This is a genomic window from Paractinoplanes aksuensis (genome assembly GCF_024137025.1).
GTDB lineage: Bacteria > Actinomycetota > Actinomycetes > Mycobacteriales > Micromonosporaceae > Actinoplanes > Actinoplanes aksuensis.
This window is the reverse complement of sequence record NZ_JAMYJR010000051.1, coordinates 91659-108961: the sequence shown is the minus strand read 5'-3', so window position 1 is coordinate 108961 and position 17303 is coordinate 91659. Positions and strand designations below refer to the sequence as shown.

At 69.8% G+C, this 17303-nt stretch carries 15 protein-coding genes; 5 read left to right on the top strand and 10 right to left on the bottom strand.

Annotated features, from left to right (window positions below):
* Nucleotides 1–235 precede the first annotated feature (235 nt).
* Complete coding sequence (locus tag M1L60_RS40475; protein WP_308208613.1) at nt 236–1786, top strand: beta-N-acetylhexosaminidase; 1551 nt, start codon at nt 236–238, stop codon at nt 1784–1786.
* On the opposite strand, the gene M1L60_RS40470 is transcribed toward M1L60_RS40475, so the two are convergent.
* Both M1L60_RS40470 and M1L60_RS40465 read right to left on the bottom strand, forming a co-directional pair.
* Nucleotides 1783–2433: an epoxide hydrolase N-terminal domain-containing protein gene (locus tag M1L60_RS40470; RefSeq protein WP_253242895.1), complete on the bottom strand. Its 651-nt coding sequence runs from the start codon at nt 2431–2433 to the stop codon at nt 1783–1785. The two genes, M1L60_RS40475 and M1L60_RS40470, sit on opposite strands and share 4 nt — an antisense overlap.
* A 100-nt stretch (nt 2434–2533) precedes the next feature.
* Complete coding sequence (locus M1L60_RS40465) at nt 2534–3676, bottom strand: endonuclease (protein WP_253242894.1); 1143 nt, start codon at nt 3674–3676, stop codon at nt 2534–2536.
* Between the two features lie 116 nt (nt 3677–3792).
* On the opposite strand from M1L60_RS40465, the gene M1L60_RS40460 reads away from it, so the two are divergent.
* Both M1L60_RS40460 and yidC read left to right on the top strand, forming a co-directional pair.
* The gene (locus M1L60_RS40460) at nt 3793–4053 is read left to right on the top strand and encodes a DUF6412 domain-containing protein (RefSeq protein WP_253242893.1); all 261 of its coding nucleotides are present in this window, start codon (nt 3793–3795) and stop codon (nt 4051–4053) included.
* A 163-nt stretch (nt 4054–4216) separates the two neighbouring features.
* Nucleotides 4217–4996, top strand: a complete 780-nt coding sequence (gene yidC, locus M1L60_RS40455; protein WP_253242892.1) for a membrane protein insertase YidC — start codon at nt 4217–4219, stop codon at nt 4994–4996.
* Nucleotides 4997–5026: 30 nt separating this feature from the next.
* Here yidC and M1L60_RS40450 read toward each other — a convergent pair whose 3' ends face one another.
* Nucleotides 5027–5236 (bottom strand): dodecin, encoded by a 210-nt coding sequence (locus tag M1L60_RS40450; RefSeq protein ID WP_253242891.1) that lies wholly within the window; start codon nt 5234–5236, stop codon nt 5027–5029.
* A gap of 198 nt (nt 5237–5434) precedes the next feature.
* Here M1L60_RS40450 and M1L60_RS48095 point away from each other — a divergent pair, with 198 nt between their 5' ends.
* Entirely contained in the window at nt 5435–8065 is a 2631-nt protein-coding gene (locus M1L60_RS48095; protein WP_253242890.1) for a glycosyl hydrolase, read from the top strand.
* Between the two features lie 375 nt (nt 8066–8440).
* Here the strand turns inward: M1L60_RS48095 and M1L60_RS40440 are convergent, their stop codons facing one another.
* Nucleotides 8441–8824, bottom strand: a complete 384-nt coding sequence (locus tag M1L60_RS40440) for a nuclear transport factor 2 family protein (RefSeq protein ID WP_253242889.1) — start codon at nt 8822–8824, stop codon at nt 8441–8443.
* 114 nt (nt 8825–8938) lie between these two features.
* On the opposite strand from M1L60_RS40440, the gene M1L60_RS40435 reads away from it, so the two are divergent.
* Nucleotides 8939–9478, top strand: a complete 540-nt coding sequence (locus M1L60_RS40435; RefSeq protein ID WP_253242888.1) for an AAA family ATPase — start codon at nt 8939–8941, stop codon at nt 9476–9478.
* Between the two features lie 31 nt (nt 9479–9509).
* Here the strand turns inward: M1L60_RS40435 and M1L60_RS40430 are convergent, their stop codons facing one another.
* The 6 genes from M1L60_RS40430 to M1L60_RS40405 all read right to left on the bottom strand — a co-directional run bounded on the left by M1L60_RS40430 (nt 9510) and on the right by M1L60_RS40405 (nt 17296).
* Entirely contained in the window at nt 9510–9980 is a 471-nt protein-coding gene (locus tag M1L60_RS40430; protein ID WP_253242887.1) for a hypothetical protein, read from the bottom strand.
* A 169-nt stretch (nt 9981–10149) separates the two neighbouring features.
* Nucleotides 10150–10287, bottom strand: a complete 138-nt coding sequence (locus M1L60_RS40425; RefSeq protein WP_253242886.1) for a hypothetical protein — start codon at nt 10285–10287, stop codon at nt 10150–10152.
* Nucleotides 10288–12289: 2002 nt separating this feature from the next.
* On the bottom strand, nt 12290–14662 hold the full coding sequence (locus tag M1L60_RS40420; protein WP_253242885.1) for an FtsX-like permease family protein: 2373 nt from the start codon (nt 14660–14662) through the stop codon (nt 12290–12292).
* Between the two features lie 5 nt (nt 14663–14667).
* Nucleotides 14668–15372, bottom strand: a complete 705-nt coding sequence (locus M1L60_RS40415; RefSeq protein WP_253242884.1) for an ABC transporter ATP-binding protein — start codon at nt 15370–15372, stop codon at nt 14668–14670.
* A gap of 125 nt (nt 15373–15497) precedes the next feature.
* Nucleotides 15498–16160 carry a response regulator gene (locus M1L60_RS40410; RefSeq protein WP_308208612.1) on the bottom strand — a complete coding sequence of 221 codons (663 nt, stop codon included), beginning with the start codon at nt 16158–16160 and terminating at the stop codon, nt 15498–15500.
* The gene (locus M1L60_RS40405) at nt 16157–17296 is read right to left on the bottom strand and encodes a sensor histidine kinase (RefSeq protein ID WP_253242883.1); all 1140 of its coding nucleotides are present in this window, start codon (nt 17294–17296) and stop codon (nt 16157–16159) included. Before M1L60_RS40405 ends, M1L60_RS40410 begins: the two co-directional genes overlap by 4 nt.
* Nucleotides 17297–17303: the final 7 nt, after the last annotated feature.

Here is a 17303-nt window from a genome sequence, read left to right as displayed (position 1 = left end):
CGCCCGCGATATCGGAGCCCCTGCTCGCGGACGGTCGGTAAGCGTCATCAAGCGACGGGGCATCAACGGTGACAGGTCGAAGGTTCACCCACATACGTATTAGTCGTCACGCCGGCCCGAGGAAAACTGCGCCGCTGGAGATGGCCGTTCTACCGCCAACCTTGGCTCGATAGGAACAAAAGCGGTCGGCGGCCTACGGCGATGAGAACAGCAAAGTGTCTTCACGAATCGATGCATGACTATGTACGGTCGGGGTATGCGGAACCGACTTGCCGTTCTCCTGGTCTGTGCGCTGCCGTTGACTCTGGTGCCGGCGCCGGCATTGGCGGGGGGTGCGCCGCCGGCCGTTGCGCTCGGTAGCGTTATTCCGGCGCCGGTTGAGGTGCGGGCGGACGGTACGTCGTTCCGGGTTACTCCGCGCACGGTCGTTGTGGCTCCGGCCTCGGCGCGGCCGGTGGCTGACCGGCTGGTCGAGGCGGTGCGGGAGGCCACGGGCTATCGGCTCGCCGTGGTGAGGCACGCACCGCGTCACGCGTCGGCGATCACGCTCGCGCCGGATCGGAGCGGTGGGGAGGACTACCAGCTCAGCGTCGGGCGTAAGGGGGTCACGATCCGGTCCGGCGGCAACTCGGGGTTGTTCAACGGGGTGCAGACGCTGCGTCAACTGCTGCCGCTCGAAGCGCCCTGGATCGTGGCGGGCGGCACGATTGTTGATCGGCCTCGGTTCGCGTACCGGGGGGTTCATCTTGATCTGGCTCGGCACTATCACACGCCGGACGAGGTGAAGCAGTACATCGACGAGATCAGTCAGTTCAAGGTGAACCACCTGCATCTGCACCTGTCGGACGATCAGGGGTGGCGCATCCAGATCGACTCGTGGCCGCGGCTGACGTCGGTCGGTGGGGCGGCGGGCACCGGGGTGGACGGTGTGGGCGGTGGGTTCCTGACCAAGGCCCAGTACCGCGATCTCGTGCGGTACGCGGCGGCCCGCTTCGTGACGATCGTGCCCGAGATCGACATGCCGGGGCACGTCAACGCGGCGCAGGTCGCCTACCCCGAGTTGACCTGCGACGGGGTGGCGCCGCCGCCGCGGACGGACACGGCCGTGGGCTACAGCTCGCTGTGCATCGGCAAAGAGGTCACGTACCAGTTCGTCGAGGACGTCATTCGGGAACTGGCCGCGCTGACGCCGGGGCCGCTGATCCACATCGGCGGCGACGAGGCCCACGCCACCTCGCAGGCCGACTACGTCGCCTTCCAGCAGCGGGTGCTTCCGCTGGTCGGCAAGTACGGCAAGAAGGCGTACGGATGGAACGAGATCACCCAGGCGCCGGCCAGCCACACCGCTATCGCGCAGTACTGGAACACCGGCCGGACCGATCCGACCCTGGCCGCGGCGGTCGCGGCCGGCACCAAGGTGATCATGTCGCCCGCCAATCGGGCCTACCTCGACATGAAGTACGACCCGTCGACCCGGCTCGGGCTGAGCTGGGCCGGCTACATCGAGGTTCGCACGGCGTACGACTGGGACCCCGGCACCCACGTGGCCGGAGTTCCCGAGAGTGCTGTGCTCGGTGTCGAGGCTCCGCTGTGGTCCGAGACCTTGCGCAGCATCGAGGACATCGAGTTCATGGCCTTCCCGCGCCTGACCGCGATCGCCGAGGTCGGCTGGTCCCCGTCCCGAGACTGGGAATCCTTCCGGACGAGGCTCGGCGCCTACGGCCCCCGCTGGACGGCCCGCGGGGTCGGCTTCTATCCCTCCCCACAGATCGACTGGGCCGGCTAACGCAGAGGTTGGAAGGCGGCGCGGAGCTCGGCCGCGAACAGGTCGGGCTCTTCCCAAGCGGCGAAGTGGCCACCGCGTTCGGCCTCGTGGAACCAGGCCAGGTCGGGGTAGGCGACCTCGGCCCAGCTGCGCGGGGCGGCCCAGATCTCGTCGGGGAACGTGGTGAAGGCGACCGGGACCCGGGTCGGCGGGGGCGCCTGCCCGCCGTGTGCGGCCAGGAAACGGCCGAACTCCCAGTACCAGCGGGCGGCCGAGGCGCCGGTGCCGGTCAGCCAGTACAGGGTGATGTTGTCGAGAACGGTGTCGCGGGTGAGGCCGCCGGTCGGCTGTTTGTCGACGAAGGCCTTCGACATCTTGTAGTAACTGTCGGCGTCGTGGTCGAGCATCCAGGCGGCCAGGCCGATGGGGGAGTCGAGCAGCGAGTAGCCGATCGTCTGCGGGCGGATCGACTGTTCGGCGCGCCAGTCGTGGTCGTTGGTCCAGTAGCGGGCCAGCTCTTGCACGGTGGCCAGTTGCACGCCCTGGGAACGGTCGGTCACCAGTTCCCGGCTCGGCCATCGGGTGGCCGCGATCCGGCGGTGCAGCTCGGCGATCTTCTCTTCGGGTGTGTCTAGTGTGAACGGTCGGCTTTGCTTGTCGTCGGACATGTTTCCCCCCTGACGGGGTGGATCGGACACTGAGACGCGGGTGAGCCTACGCCTACTTTTGGTGACCGAACCGCCCCGTGTCGGAGGTAACAACGACCCCTCAGCCGAAGACCGAGGCCGCCCATTCGGGATGGTCGATGAACGGGTTGCGGTTGCGCTGATACGACGCGTAGATGATCTGATTCCGGTTGCGCTCGAAGGCATCCGGCGGATCCTGGGCGTTCCACTGCAGCAGGGCCGAGATGCGGCCGATGCGCGGGGCCGTGCCGCTGCCGGTGGCGTTGTCGACCTCGAGGTCGGGCCACGAGTCGCCGCCCTCGTAACGGACCGCCATGTAGAGGATCATGCGGGCGACGTCGCCCTTGACCGCGTTGCGGGGCTCCCACGAGTCGCCGTCGGTGAAGTTGCCGGGCGCGCTCGCGACCGCCGAACCGCCGTTGTCGAAGTCCTTGTTGTCGCGCAGCGAGTTGACGCCGACGTCCTCGGGGCGCAGGTGGTGCAGGTCGGTGCCGGGGCCGGCGGCGGTGCCGAAGTCACCGTGCGACTTGGCCCAGACGTGCTCGCGGTTCCAGTTGCCGCTGTTGCCGCCGTTGAGCGACTTCGACCGGCTCGTGCCCGAGTACAGCAGGATCACGTTGTTGCTGTTGGCCGGGTCCTGGTCGGTGGCCTTGAGCGCGTTCCATACCGCGTCGTACGACAGCGTGGTCACGCCGCGCGAGATGATCGTGTGCAGCGCGGTCTTGAGCTGCTCGCCGCTCTTGCCCGCGGCCGCCGCGTAGTACGAGTCGGTCGGCGGAGTGGTCGGCGGCGGGGTGGTCGGCGGGGTCGTTCCGCCGCCGCCCGCGCTCATCGCGGTCGGCGACTTGAGACCCGGGTGCGAGAAGTACGCCGTGAGCGTGCCGGTCACGGTGACCGGGTCGCCCATCAGGCCGGGGTTGGTGCGCAGCCCGAACGCCGACCGGTACGCGCTGGTCACCTGCACGTAGAGCATACGGCTGGTGCCGGTCTCGCCGCTGCTGTCGGCGATCGCGATGGCCGTGTCGCCGGTGAAGTTGCTGGTGCGCACCGTGGAGGTGGCGGTCGGTTCGCCCACGACGTTGCCGCGGACCGTGCCGGTGCCGCTCTGACTGCTGATCGCCTGCGCGACCGTCAGCGTGGTGGCGGCCAGGCCGGCCGGCACCTGCACGAGCGTGATCGCCAGCGCCAGGAGCGCGACGGAAGATATCGCAACGCGTCGATACATGGGCTCAGTATGGGCAGTCACGGGTGAATCACCGCCATATCGGTCTTGTCATCCCAGTGTCTTCGCGGAGTCCACTGCCCCCGGGCCGGGATGCGGGCAGGGTGTACCTTTTCGGCATGACGTGGCTGGATGCGATCTGGTGCGTGGTCAGCCTGCTGACCGACGCCGGTCCGTCCGGGCTGGCCGGGCTCATGCTCATCGCCGCGCTGGCGGCGGGGCTGATCCTGCTGGCCCGCAGTGCTCCGGCCGGCAGAGTGTCCGTTTCCGCATGGCAGACGCGGTCTGCCCGGGCGGGCGTGCCCCGTCATCGCGACCCTGACGCCCCAGGCCGCACCCGCCCGAGAGGACCCACCGCACGGCCCCTGGCGGCCGTGTGATCCAGGCCGGGCTGCGGAGCGCTTGATCCGGAGCGTTCCCGAGAGAGCTTGATCCAGAGCGCTCTCGAGGGGCGCTGATCTTGAGTGTCCCGAGCAGCAGCCTGACCTCTGACTTACGACCGCCCCAGATGCCTCATTCCTCGCATCGAAGGGTCGTACCGTCGTGTCCATTTTCTATTCCGGCATCTCCGCGCTCCTGATCTTCTGGCACTCCGTCTGGGACGCCCTGCTGGGCGCCCCGCACCTCTTGAGCACCGACTGGTCGTGGGTGCTCGGCATCGTCTTCCTCGTCGTCACCGTCCGGGTGGCGTTGCTGCCCCTCTACATCCGGCAGTACCGCTCGCAGCAGGCGATACAGCGCCTCCAACCCGAGATGCGGGCCCTGCAGCAGAAGCACCAGGGCGACGCCATGGCGCTCAGCACCGCGATGTCCGCGCTCTACAAGCGGGAGAAAGTCAGCCCGTACGCCAGCTTTCTGCCCTTGATCGTGCAGATCCCGGTGTTCCTGGCGCTGTTCCACGTGCTGCGCCACCTGCGGCCGACCATCACCGACCCGGCCACCCAGACGCTCTACGGCTGGACGGCCGCGCAGTTCCACGACGCCTCGCACGCGCTGCTGCTGGGGGCGCCGCTGGCCTCGAGCTTCAGCAGCGGCGGCGCCACCATGATCGTGGCCGCGGTGCTGATCGCGGCCATGGTGACGACCACGTTCCTCACCACGCGGCTGTCCATGGCCAACACTCCACCCAGCGATGACCCGACCCAGCGCATGGTGCGGCTGCTGATGACCTATGGGATTCCGCTCTCGCTGCTTGTCTCGGGCGTCATCTTCCCGGTGGGCGTGCTGCTCTACTGGACGACCCAGAACGTGTTCGCGCTGGGCCAGCAGGCGTGGCTGATGCGCCGGCACCCACCCGTCAAAGCGCCGGCTACAGCGGGCTGACGCGACGGCGCCGGCCCTCTCGCGGAGGGGTCAGTCCTCGACCCGGAAGCCGATCTTGAGCCTGACCTGGAAGTGGGCGACCTCGCCGTCGACGACCTGACCGCGGACCTCTTGCGACTCGAACCACTCGATGTTGCGGACGGTCTGGGAAGCCTTGGCGATGGCCGTGCGGATCGCGTCGTCGATGCTGGTCGGGCTGCTGCCGACGACCTCGGTGAGCCGATAGACGTGGTTGGTCATGACTGCCTCCTCGCTGAGGGATCTCCCGCTCACTCAACCAGACCGGAGGAGTGAGCGGGAGAGAGCAGCGATCCTAGGGGCCGATCCACCGGTTGCCCGTTCGCGCCCTTCATGAGCTGCATGCATTCACATTTGTCAAACCTGCGTCTAGCGTGAGAGCGCTCTCACCGCCCCCAGATCCCCGGAGGCTCCATCCCCGTGCAACCCCGACGACGCCTCATCTCCATAGCGACCGCCGCCGTGCTCGCCACCGGGTCCGGCGTACTGGCTGTGACCCTGACCTCGACCGCCGAAGCCGCCACCGTCGGCGCCGGCAGCTACACCGAGACCCTGCCCGCCGGCGCCAAACTCCCGAGCGGCTGCGGCAGCATCTCGACCAACCCCCGGCAGAACGTCACCTCGAACGCCCCGGCCGGCGCGGTGCCCACCAACGACTGGTGGTCGTCGCTGCTGTTCAAGAAGGGCGACGAGTGCAACTTCTCGCAGCCGCTGTTCGCGGGCCCGGCCTCGTACAAGCCGGTCGCGAGCGGCCTCGGGCTGTCGTACCAGACCGACCCGGCGATCAGCGGCAGCGGCACCGGCCTGGGCGAATACCACTTCCCGTACGCCCAGCACGTCGTGGTCGGGGTGGCCGGCCTCAACGCCCCGCGGGCGCTGGTCGACGGCTGGACCGACTGGACCGTCACCCCGAGCTGGAGCGACGGCGCCCGCACGATGAAGGCCACGATCGGCCACGGGCTGCCGCTGTCGTACTACCGGATCACCGGTGGTGACGCTCAACTGTCGATCACCGGACCGCCTACTGTCTGGCAGAACGGCAACGGTCGCGTCGGGTTCTCGATCGGCGGGCACGACTACGTGGCGTACGGGCCGGCCGGGTCGACCTGGTCGCTGTCGGGCACCACGCTGCGCTCGAACCTCAGCGGCCAGGGCTACTTCTCGGTGGCGGTGCTGCCGACGTTGTCGAGTGCGAGCACGGCCGACAAAACCGCGCTGGCCGACCAGTTCGGGCAGTACGCGCACAACCACGTCACCGGCACCCGCCTCAATTACAGCTACAACCAGGCCAACGGCACGGTGTCCACGACCTACAGTTTCACCACGCAGCAGTTGGCGGGCGGCACCGCGGGCACGGTCATCGCGCTCTACCCGCACCAATGGCGATATCTGACCGGATCAACCCCGCTTTCCCGTACGTATGTCTCGCCGCGCGGCGCGATGAAGGTGCTCACGGGTACGCAGTTCCAGACGTCCATGCGTTACTCGGGCGTGCTACCGGAACTGCCGGCCGTCGGCGACTCGGGCGGCTCGGACCTGTCGCAGATCACCACGCTGCTCAACAATGAGCTCAACAACCCGGCCGATTTCCGGGGCGACGACACGTATTGGACCGGAAAGGGCCTGGGCCGCGCGGCCCGGATCGCCGAGATCGCCGACCAGCTCGGTCTGGGATCGGTGCGCGACTCCGCGCTGAACGTCATCCGGACTCGCCTGACCGACTGGTTCACTGCCTCGTCGGGCAAGACGTCTCGGGTCTTCTATTACGACCGCAACTGGGGCACGCTGATCGGCTACCCGGCCTCGTACGCGTCGGACGAGGATCTCAACGACCACCACTTCCACTACGGCTACTTCATCGCGGCCGCGGCCACCCTGGCCAAGTTCGACCCGTCGTGGGCGTCGTCATCGAGGTACGGAGGCATGGTTGATCTGCTGATCCGCGACGCCAACAACTACGACCGCAACGACACGCGATTCCCGTACCTGCGCGACTTCGACATCTACGCCGGCCATGACTGGGCGTCCGGTCATGGCGCGTTCGGCGCGGGCAACAACCAGGAATCGTCGTCGGAGGGGCAGAACTTCGCCAACGCGCTCATCCAATGGGGACAGGCGACCGGTAACAACGCGGTGCGCGACGCCGGCATCTGGATCCACACGACGCAGGCCGCGGCCATCAACGAGTACTGGTTCGACGTACGCAATGAGAATTTCCCGGCCACCTGGGGCCACAACTACACGGCGATCGTGTGGGGCTCGGGCGGCGCGTATGCGACCTGGTTCTCCGGTGAGCACGAAATGGTGGTCGGCATCAACATGCTGCCGATGACCGGCGGCCAGCTCTATCTGGGCGAATACCCGGCGGCAGTGCGCAACACGTACGCTGAGATGGTGCGCAACAAGGGCGGCGAACCCGGGGTGTGGCGCGACATTTTGTGGCAGTACCTGGCCCTGGGCGATCCCGACTCGGCGATGTCGAAACTGCGGGCGGCCGGCAACTACACGCCGGAAGAGGGCGAGAGCCGGGCCCACACGTTCCACTGGATCCGCAACCTGCAGGCGCTGGGCCAGGTCGACGCGACGGTCGCGGCCAACCACCCGCTGGCCAAGGTGTTCAGCAAGAACGGCGCCAAGACGTACGTGGCCTCGAACATCACCAACAGCGCGATCACGGTGACGTTCACGGACGGCCGGACGCTTGCCGTCCCGGCCGGCAAGACGGTGGCCAGCGGCGCGACCAACTGGTCGGGCGGCAACGCCACCGGCGGCGGCGTGAACCCGACGCCCCCGCCCACGACCCGGCCGCCGACCACTCCGCCCACGACCCCACCCACCACGCCTCCGACGACCAGGCCGCCGACGACCCCGCCGACCACGACCCCGCCGACCACGACGCCGCCCGGCGCTGCCTCGTGGGCGCCGAACACGCCGTACGCGATCGGCGCGGTCGTCACCCACAGCGGCAAGCGCTACCGCTGCATCCAGGCCCACACCTCGCTGACCGGTTGGGAACCCCCGATCGTCCCGGCCCTGTGGGCGGCCATCTAGGCACCGAGTTTCCCGCGCTCCCTCGTCTCCGCGACCCGGAGGCGGGGGAGCGCCTCGTTTCAGTGGCGTGCGGGGATCGTCGTAGCCCGGTCCGTGTCGGAATCTCGCATTCGCCCTGAACATTGACGAGGGCCCGGGCCGATCTGCGGGCCACCGGCGAGTCCCGGCGCCGGCCGTGGAGCCCGCAGGAGGGTGCCGGCCCAGCGGCCTGGTCTGGTGATCGGTCCGAGGGTGGGGGTGTTTGCGGGAAGGCGCTGGTCGAGCGGCCTGGCCAGGAGATCGGTCCGGGAGTGGGGGAGGGCGATGGTCGAGCGGCCCGGTCAGGGCATCGGACCGAGGGCCGGGGGAGCCTGCGGGAGGATGATGGCCGGCCGGTCAGGAGATTGGTTCGGCCAGGGCGGCCCGGGAAGCCGGCGCGGGGAACGGATCGGCGAAATACTGGCGTTCCCGCACGACGTGGCCGTCGGTGAACTCCATGATGCTCACCGAGTACGAGGGCACACCGTCATAGGTAATGACAACTTCGCTCACCCACAGGTCCGCCTCGCCGACGATGCGGAGAACCTTGAAATGCCGGGTGGCCGGGTGACCGCCGCGCTGGGCCGCGATCGTGACCCGGCTTCGGAACCGCTCGCCCGACTGCGGGTATTCGACAACCGCGTCCTCGGCGTAGACAGCGTGCTCGGCTTCGGTCTCACCGGCCTCCGAGGCTCGCCAGTGCTCCTCGATCGCGGCCCTGATCAACGAATCGGCATCCATGGCAGCGTTCCTTCCGCGTATGCCCAGTCCCGAGGCTAACCCGACGGTCAGCTGCCGGCTGCCAGACGCCGGATGCCGGACGCTCGGCGTTCGAGGGGTGCCTACGCTGATCGCGTGACGCTGGTGTGGCTGACGGGCAATTCGGGCGCAGGCAAGTCCACGCTGTGCGGGATGGTGCGCGCACGGGGCTACGTAGCCCTCGACGCCGACGACGACGGTTTCAGTCATTGGGTCGACCGGGGCACGGGCGAAGTTGTCGTGGACCCGCCGGATCCCGTTCCTCAGGGCTGGCTCGACCGCCACGCCTGGGCCATCGACCGTCAGCGCGTGGAACGGCTCGCTCGGGAGTCCCGTACGCAAATCGCTTTCCTGTGTGGGTCGGCGGAGAACGAGAGGGACGTTCGCGAGTTCTTCGACCTCGTCATTTGCCTCGTTATCGACGACGAGGCCCTTCGCCATCGGCTCGCGACCCGTACCACGAACAGTTTCGGCCGGAATCCCGAGGAGCTCGCCGCCGCTCTGGAATGGAATCCTCGCATGCGGGCCCGATACGAAGGTTACGGAGCGACAGTCATCGACGCCGGTCGCCCGGCGGCTGCGGTGCTCGACGATGTGATCAGCGCGGCTCACGGCCGGGCCGGGCCGGCTCGCTGACCCATCCTCGGCGGTGGAAAGGCGTCGCGGTTCACGACGCTTCGATGCGGGCGGGCGGCCATTCGTCGGATTCGGCCCATCGGCGTACGCAGATCCAGGCCACCACCAGGGCCGCGCCGGCCACCATGGCCAGGTAGGGCACCACCGTCGTGTTGATCAGCCCGTACGGCACCACCGCGATGAATTGCCAGATCGTGGTCAGCAGCACGCCGACACCGGCCGGCCAATGCCACCAGCCCTGGCGGCCGACCAGCAGCGGCAGGGCCAGGGCGGCGACCAGTTGAAGCACGAAACCGAACAGGAAATAGCCGTACGGAACCACGTCCCACCAGTCGTTGCCGTGCTCCCGATACTGCTCGATCGGGCTGGAGCGATACTCGAGGAAGGTCGGGTCCACGAATTCGGTGGGCCACCACGGCAACATCAGCACACTGGCCCACACCACCACGGCCGCCAGCCAGGCCACCCGCTTCGCGCGAAGCGCGCCGGTCGACAAGTACACCCGTCACCTCCGTCGTGATCATGCCTTCGAACAGCCAATACTCCCCACAGTGAGCGTCAGCGCCGCAACGGGAGGGTGGCCGTCCGGTGGGTGGGAGGCGACAGGACGCCACGGGCCCAGGACGGCGCGCAGGTCGGCGATGGTTCGGCGAGCCAATGGGGTTTCTCGCTCACGTGGTCCAGCGCTCGATGGCCGGACTTCGCAGGTAGTGCAGGAACTCCGGGCCGGGGGACGGACGGGCCGCCCGGGCCTGGGGGCAGCCACGAGGGCTGCGGCGGCCACGGCCCGCGGCGGGTTCGAGAGGCACTCGGGCACGAGGACGCCAGGCATCATCGATGTCACGGCGGACATGGTGATCGATGCCCGCGGCATGGGCGATACCGGTCACCTGATCAACCCAGCCGGGGCCGCCCATCCCGAAACAGACCTGAGCCGCGCGGGAGGCCGGCCGGTGTGTGGCGTCAACCCGAAAGCGGGATGCTTCGGCGAAGACGCGTCCGGATCTGCGAAGTGGACACCCGATCAGGGCCCGTGCACGTCGCAGCGACACCACAGTGTCGGCGGTGGCGTCCCTGAACCGTCCACGAATGAGGCAACCTGTCGTGAAGCGGCTGCCGGGTAAAGTAGATTGCAGATTGCGCAACAATCAGGGCGGCTGGAGCGGTACTTTCGAACAATGCACAGATGACCTGACACGCTGAAACAGTGTATGGATTAGCGCGGACGAGTGCGCGTCGTCATGTCGTCGAAGATGGCGAAACGGTTGCTGGAATTGTTGCTTGTTTCCCGGCCGGTGGCGGAATTTCGGTATAGGGCAGGCCGTTGATCCAGCCGGTTCCCACGGGCAGTGTTCTGCTGGTTGGCAGCAGGTGGCCTGTTGTTGACGCAGCCTGATGTCCGTTCGGTGCGCCGGTGGGACCGTCGTCGGTGGTGCTGGGGCGCTCTCGATGGTGTCGGCCCGGTCGGTGGGTGTCGTGGCGCTGGGCGCGGGGCGGTCGGCTGGTGCCGCTGGGTTATGCGGTTTCGGCCTGGCCGGCTGTGGTCGATCGGCTCGCTGCCGCGGGTGAGCAGGTGATGTTTGACCGGTCGCTGCCGGCTGGTCGGTTGATACCGGCCGGACGACACGTGTCCGTGCGGCGGTCGGTGAGGGCCGGTCGAGGGCAGGTGCCGTCGGTCTCGCCCCTGTCACCGGCGTTGCTTCGGTGGCCGGGCTCGATGTGCTCGTGGCCTCCGGTACTGCCGCGGGTGTTGCCGCGGTGGCCAGGCCCGATGTGTCGGGTGTCGCCGTCTCTGGTGCCGATGGCGTGGGGTGTCGTGGCCTGATTCGTCGGCTCTGGCTTTCGTGTCTGCCGGGTGTGGCGTCGTGGTCTGTGCGTGGCCGCTGTGCGGGGCAGGCTCTGCCACGGCAGTGCGATCTGCGGGTAGTGCGTGACCTGCGGGCTGGGGCCGGTCGGCTGGTTCCGCGGCGGTGGGCGGGTGTTGCGGACCGGCCGGTGCACCACCACGGGGCACCGGTCGGGTGGCGCTCGTCTGGTCGTCCCAGATCAGCGGTGGCACCGGATCCACCTGATCATGCAAACCCAGCGCCCCGCACTCCCATGAACAACCGTGCAATCGGCACAACTTTGCTGCATGCCGCCTTTTCAGTCCCCAATTCCGGCGACGTGCATGATCGCGCCGGAACTCTTCTTGGCCCGGCGAATAACGACGCGACCGAGTCCGATCCCGCCAGGCCGTGATCTCCGACCGGGAGAATAAACTCAATTGCGCCATGCACCATTATCCCGAATCGGGACCGCGGCACGCCAAACAACGTCCGTGCCAATTCTGGAAAGTGCGGTAAAGCGGAGACAGAAGTCCGGTAACAGGGAAACACACGGCCCCGGAACCGAACGGCTGCGTAAGACGCATCGAGCGCACACATCTGCCGCGATCCTCCGTGTGGACGGAGCTGGACGCGTCGGCTACGCGGACTTTGCTCCGCGATGTCGTCCAGTCGTTCGGTCGGCACGTTCTTGGCCAGGATGGTTTTGTGGCCCTCCAGGCTCGCCTCGAGCAGGCTCGCCTCGAGCAGGCTGTGCATGCCGTCCAGCATGGTGGGCTGGTTCGGTCGGGCGAGGAGGTGCAGCGGAGGGTCCAGGTGCCAGTTGAGGCCGGCTGCCGGTACCTGTGTCACGGGTAGGTTCAGGCTCCACCGCCGGGGCGTGATCCCGGAGGAAGTCGAGCACGATGCCGTTCAGGACCGGCGGCATGATGGCCAGGAGCGGGAAGGGCTGCCGGCCACCTTCGGCTGCCGGCGGGCGCGGGGCTCAGCCGTCGGCGGCCAGGTTTTCGGCGAGGGGAAGGCGGACGGCGCGGCGGGCGGGCAGGATCGAGGCGGCCAGCGAGGCCAGCGCGGCCACCGCCAGCAGCACACCCAGGCGGTCCCAGGGCATGGCCAGGGACAGGCCGGAGCCGTGGACCTCGACTGCGCCCAGTGCCGACAACGTGATGCCCACGCTGAGGAGGACGCCGATGAGCGTGCCGGTCAGGGCCATCACCAGCGCCTCGGTGGCCAGCGTCAGGCGCAGGCCGCGGCGGGTCAGGCCGATCGCTCGTAGCAGGGCGTTCTCGCGGGTGCGTTCGACCACCGACAGGGTCAGGGTGTTGGCCACGCCGACCAGGGCGATGATCACGGCCAGCGCGAGCAGGGCCGTCACCACGCCCAGGCCCTCGTTGAGCCGGGCGTTGAGTCGTTCGGCGTACTCGTCGCGGTCGTAGGCGACGGCGGCCGGGAACGCGGCCAGCGCGCGGTCGATCGCGTCGCGGGCGGCGCCGGCGGAGACTCCGGCTGCGGGGTCGGCCTGCACCTCGGCCAGGCGGGGCTCGTCGAACACGGCAGTGATGTCGTCGGGTGTCAGCCATGCGGTCTGGGTGCCCGGCCTGATCGAGGTGACTTCGAACGTACGGCCGTGGATTTTGATGGTGCCGCCGGGCGCGACGCCCGTGTCGGCGGTGACCACCGCGGCGCCGGGACGCGGGGCTCCGGTGTGGATCTCGAGGCCGGACTGGTCGTCGAAGGTCTCGTAGTTGGGGTGCAGGGCGCCGATCTGCGACTGGCCGCGCAGGGCGTCGAGCAGGGTGGGTGGCAGGATGCTGAAGTCGGCCGAGTCGGTGATCAGGAACTGCGCGACCATCTTCTCGTCGGCGCGGCGTTCGGCGGGAGCCTCGGCGCTGCGGGCGATGAGCGTGAACGTGCCGACCAGGGTGACGCCGAGGACCAGCGCGTTGGTCGTGGTGGCGATGCGGCGCGGGTTGCGGACGGCGTTGAGCAGGGCGAGCGCGATCGTCGCCCCGCCCACGCGGCCCAGCGGGCGGGCCACGAGCCGCACCAGGGCGGGCACCACGACGGGGCTGAGCAGCAGGAACCCGATGACGGTGAGCACGGTGCCGGCCGCCACGATCTGGATCTTGCCGACTGCTGTCGCGGCGAACAGGCCGGCCAGACCGGCGGCGAGTGTGACGATGCCGCTCATCCTTCGGCCGCGGCCGGTGGGCCGTGCGACCTGCACGGCGGCGTCGGAGAGGGCGGCCACGGGCGGGACGGCGGTGCCGCGCCGGGCCGGCAGCAGGGCCGACAACACGGTCACGCCGACCCCGACGACCAGAGCCACGATCGCCGTCTTGACCGAGACCACCGGGGCCACGTCGGCCGGTGCGCCCAGGGCGGACAGGGCGGCCGGAAGCGCGTACGCCAGAAGGAATCCACCGCCGAGGCCGAGCACCGACCCACCGAGGCCGATCACGGCCGCCTCGAGAACGACCGAGCGGAACACCTGGCGGCGGGTGGCGCCGACCAGGCGCAGCAGGGCGGTCTCGCGGGTGCGCTGGGCCAGCAGGATGGTGAACGTGTTGGCGATGACGAACGCGGCCATGCCGACCGCGATCACGGCGAAGGCCAGCAGCCCGTTGCGGAACGTCTCGGCGTCGCCGACCGCCGCGTCCTCGGCCTGGCGCACCAACTCGTCGTGGGGGAGGGCCTGGGCGCCGATCGCGCTCGCGATCCGGGCCGCGAGGTCCTCGTCGCTCACGCCGTCGGCGGCGTCGACGACGATCGTGCTCGACGGCCAACCGGCTACGGCTTCCGTGTCGGCCGTGGTCAGGGCGAGCAGGGCGCCCGAGCCGGCCGTGGCCGGGGTCAGGCCGACCAGCGTGTAGGTGCGGGCCTCGCCGCCGAAGTTGCTGATCAGCAGCCGGTCGCCGATCCGCAGGCGCTCGCGGCCGGCGGTGCGTTCGTCGATGACGACCTCGCCCGACGCCGACGGCACCCGGCCCTGGCTGGTCACCAGAGACTGCAACGACGCGGCGCTGGGCACGCTGACCGCCTCGTGGTCGCCGCCGATCTTGCGGCCGTCGGCGGCGGCCAGGCCCACCGAGTACAGCGACCACGTTTCCTCGGCCGCCCGCACGCCGTCGATCTTCCGTACCCGCTCGACGATGTCGTCGGGCCAGCGCGCGGTCGACGTCACCTCGACGTCGACGGCCCGGTACTGGTCGGCCGCCCGGCCGGTCATGGCCTGGGCCAGGCCGTCGGTGAACATCAGGCTGCCCGCGACGAAGGCGACGCCCAGCACCACGGCCAGCGACGAGAGCAACGACCGGGTCAGGTTGGCCCGGGCCGTACGCAAGGTAAGCCGCAACATGCCGGTCACCGGGCCCCTTCGAGCAGCCCGGCCGGGTCCTCGACCGTGTACGCGAACCGGCCGTCCTGCAGGAACACGACCCGGTCGCAGCGGGCGGCCGCGTGCACGTCGTGCGTCACCATCACCACGGTCTGCCCGAGCTGGGTCACCGCGTCGCGCAGCAGGCCGAGCACCTCGTCGCCCGAGCGCGAGTCCAGGTTGCCGGTCGGCTCGTCGGCGAACACCACCCAGGGCCGGGTGATCAGCGCCCGGGCCACGGCCACCCGCTGCTGCTGCCCGCCGGACAGCTCCGAGGGCCGGTGCCCGAGCCGGTCGGCCAGCCCGACCGCGGCCACCACCTGCTCGAACCACTGCGGGTCGGGTCTGCGGCCGGCGATGGCCAGCGGCAGCAGGATGTTCTCGCGGGCCGACAGCACCGGCAGCAGGTTGAACTTCTGGAACACGAAACCCACGTGGTCGCGCCGCAGCAGCGTCAGCTTCTCGTCGGTCAGCGTGGTCAGATCGGCTTCGCCCAGGCGTACGACACCCCGGGTGGGCCGGTCGAGGCCGGCCAGGCAGTGCAGCAGCGTCGACTTGCCGGAGCCGGACGCGCCCATGATGGCGTGGAACCGGCCCGCCTCGAACGTGACGTCCACGTCGTCGAGCGCGGTCACGGCGGCGTCGCCGCGGCCGTACACCTTGTGTAGGCCGATGGCCTGCAGAGCGGGCACGTTGGGTCTCCCGTACGTCGATGATCAGTGATTTCGACGCTAAAGAGCACCGGCCGGCCCGGCGTCCGTCGTGGTGCTGGTTCCCGGCGTACGACCTGAGTCGTACGACGCCGTGGGCCTGCGACTCAGGTATCGCGGCCCGGGCGGACCAGACCCGACTCGTACGCGAAAACGACGGCCTGGACCCGGTCGCGCAGACCCAGCTTGGCCAGGATCCGCCCGATGTGGGTCTTGACCGTGGCCTCGGCCACCTGCAGCCGCCCGCCGATCTCGACGTTCGACAGACCCTGGGCGATGAGCAGCAGCACTTCTTTCTCGCGGTCGGTCAGCTCGGGCGCGGCCGCCGCAGCATCGCTCCGCGGCACCAGCCGGCCGGCGAAACGGTCGAGCAGCCGCCGGGTCACCCGCGGCGCCACCACGGCCTCGCCCCCGGCCACGACCCGGATCGCCGACAGCAGCTCCTCCGGCGGCACGCTCTTGAGCAGGAACCCGCTGGCCCCCGCCTGCAAAGCCGCGAACGCCTCCTCGTCGGTGTCGAACGTGGTCAGCACCAGCACCCGCGGCGCCGGCCCGGCCGCGCAGATCTGCCGGGTCGCGGCCACCCCGTCCAGCACCGGCATGCGCAGGTCCATCACCACGACGTCGGCCTCGGTGGTGCGCAGCAGACGCAGCGCCTCGGCCCCGTCGCCGGCCTCACCCACCACCTCGAGGTCGTCCTGGTAGTCGAGCACCATGCGGAACCCGGCCCGCACCAGCTGCTGATCGTCGACCAGCACGACCCGGATCACGCCGGCACCGCCGCGCCGGTCAGCGGGATGCTCGCGCGGACCCGCCAGCCGCCACCCAGCGCCGGCCCGGCGTCGAACGTCCCGCCGTAGAGGGTGGCCCGCTCCCGCATGCCGACCAGCCCGTGCCCGCCGCCCGGGACGGCCACGCCGCCGACGCCGGTGTCGGTGACCTCGAGCTCGACCGCGCCCGCCCGGTAGCTGACGCGGACGGTGGCCGACGGGGCCGGACCGGCATGTTTCAACGTGTTGGTCAGCGACTCCTGGACGATCCGGTAGACGGCCAGCGCCACGCCGCCCGGCAGCTCGGGCGGGTCGCCGTCCACGACCAGGTCGACTGTCACTCCGGCGGCGCGGGCCCGCTCCACGACCGAGGTCACGGCGTGGTCGGTCGGCTCGTCGCCGTCGCCGCGCAGGATCTGCACCAACTGGCGGATTTCCTCCAGCGCGTCGCGGCCGGTCGCGCCGATCGTGCGCAGGGCCGCACGGGCCCGGGCGGGGTCGCGCTCGAACGCGTACTCACCGCCGTTGGCCTGCAAGACGATCACCGAGAGCGAGTGGGCGACGATGTCGTGCAGCTCCCGGGCGATCCGGGCCCGTTCCTCGGCCACGGCGACCAGGGCCAGTTGCTCCCGTTCGCGCTCGGCGGCCCGGCGGCGGTCCTCGACGGTCGCTCGCTGCTGGCGGGAGAACCGGACACTCAGCGCGGCCGCCCACACCACGGCGGCGAAGCCCAGCAGACCCACGGCCGAGGAGCCGACGTTCTCGATCTCGACGGGCGGTCGCTCGACGAGCAGGGCCGCGCCGACCAGGGTCGCGAGCCCGCAGACCGCGGCCAGGCGCAGCGATTCGGCGTACGCGAGGACGGCGTGGCTCGCCACGGCCAGGGCCACCAGCAGCATGCCCTCGTGCAGACGGGTCCCGTCGACCTCGATCGGCGCGGTCGCGGCCGTCAGCAGGGCCACCAGCGCGAGGACGAGAACCGGCCGCCGGCGGCGCCACAGCAGGGCCACCCCGACCAGCAGCCCGAAGATCAGCCCACCCAGCCGGAACTGATGCCACCACCACGTCGACAGCGCCACGACCGACGCCGACACGGCCACGTCGAACAGAAGCGGGCGGCGCAGCGAGGTCGGCATACCGCGA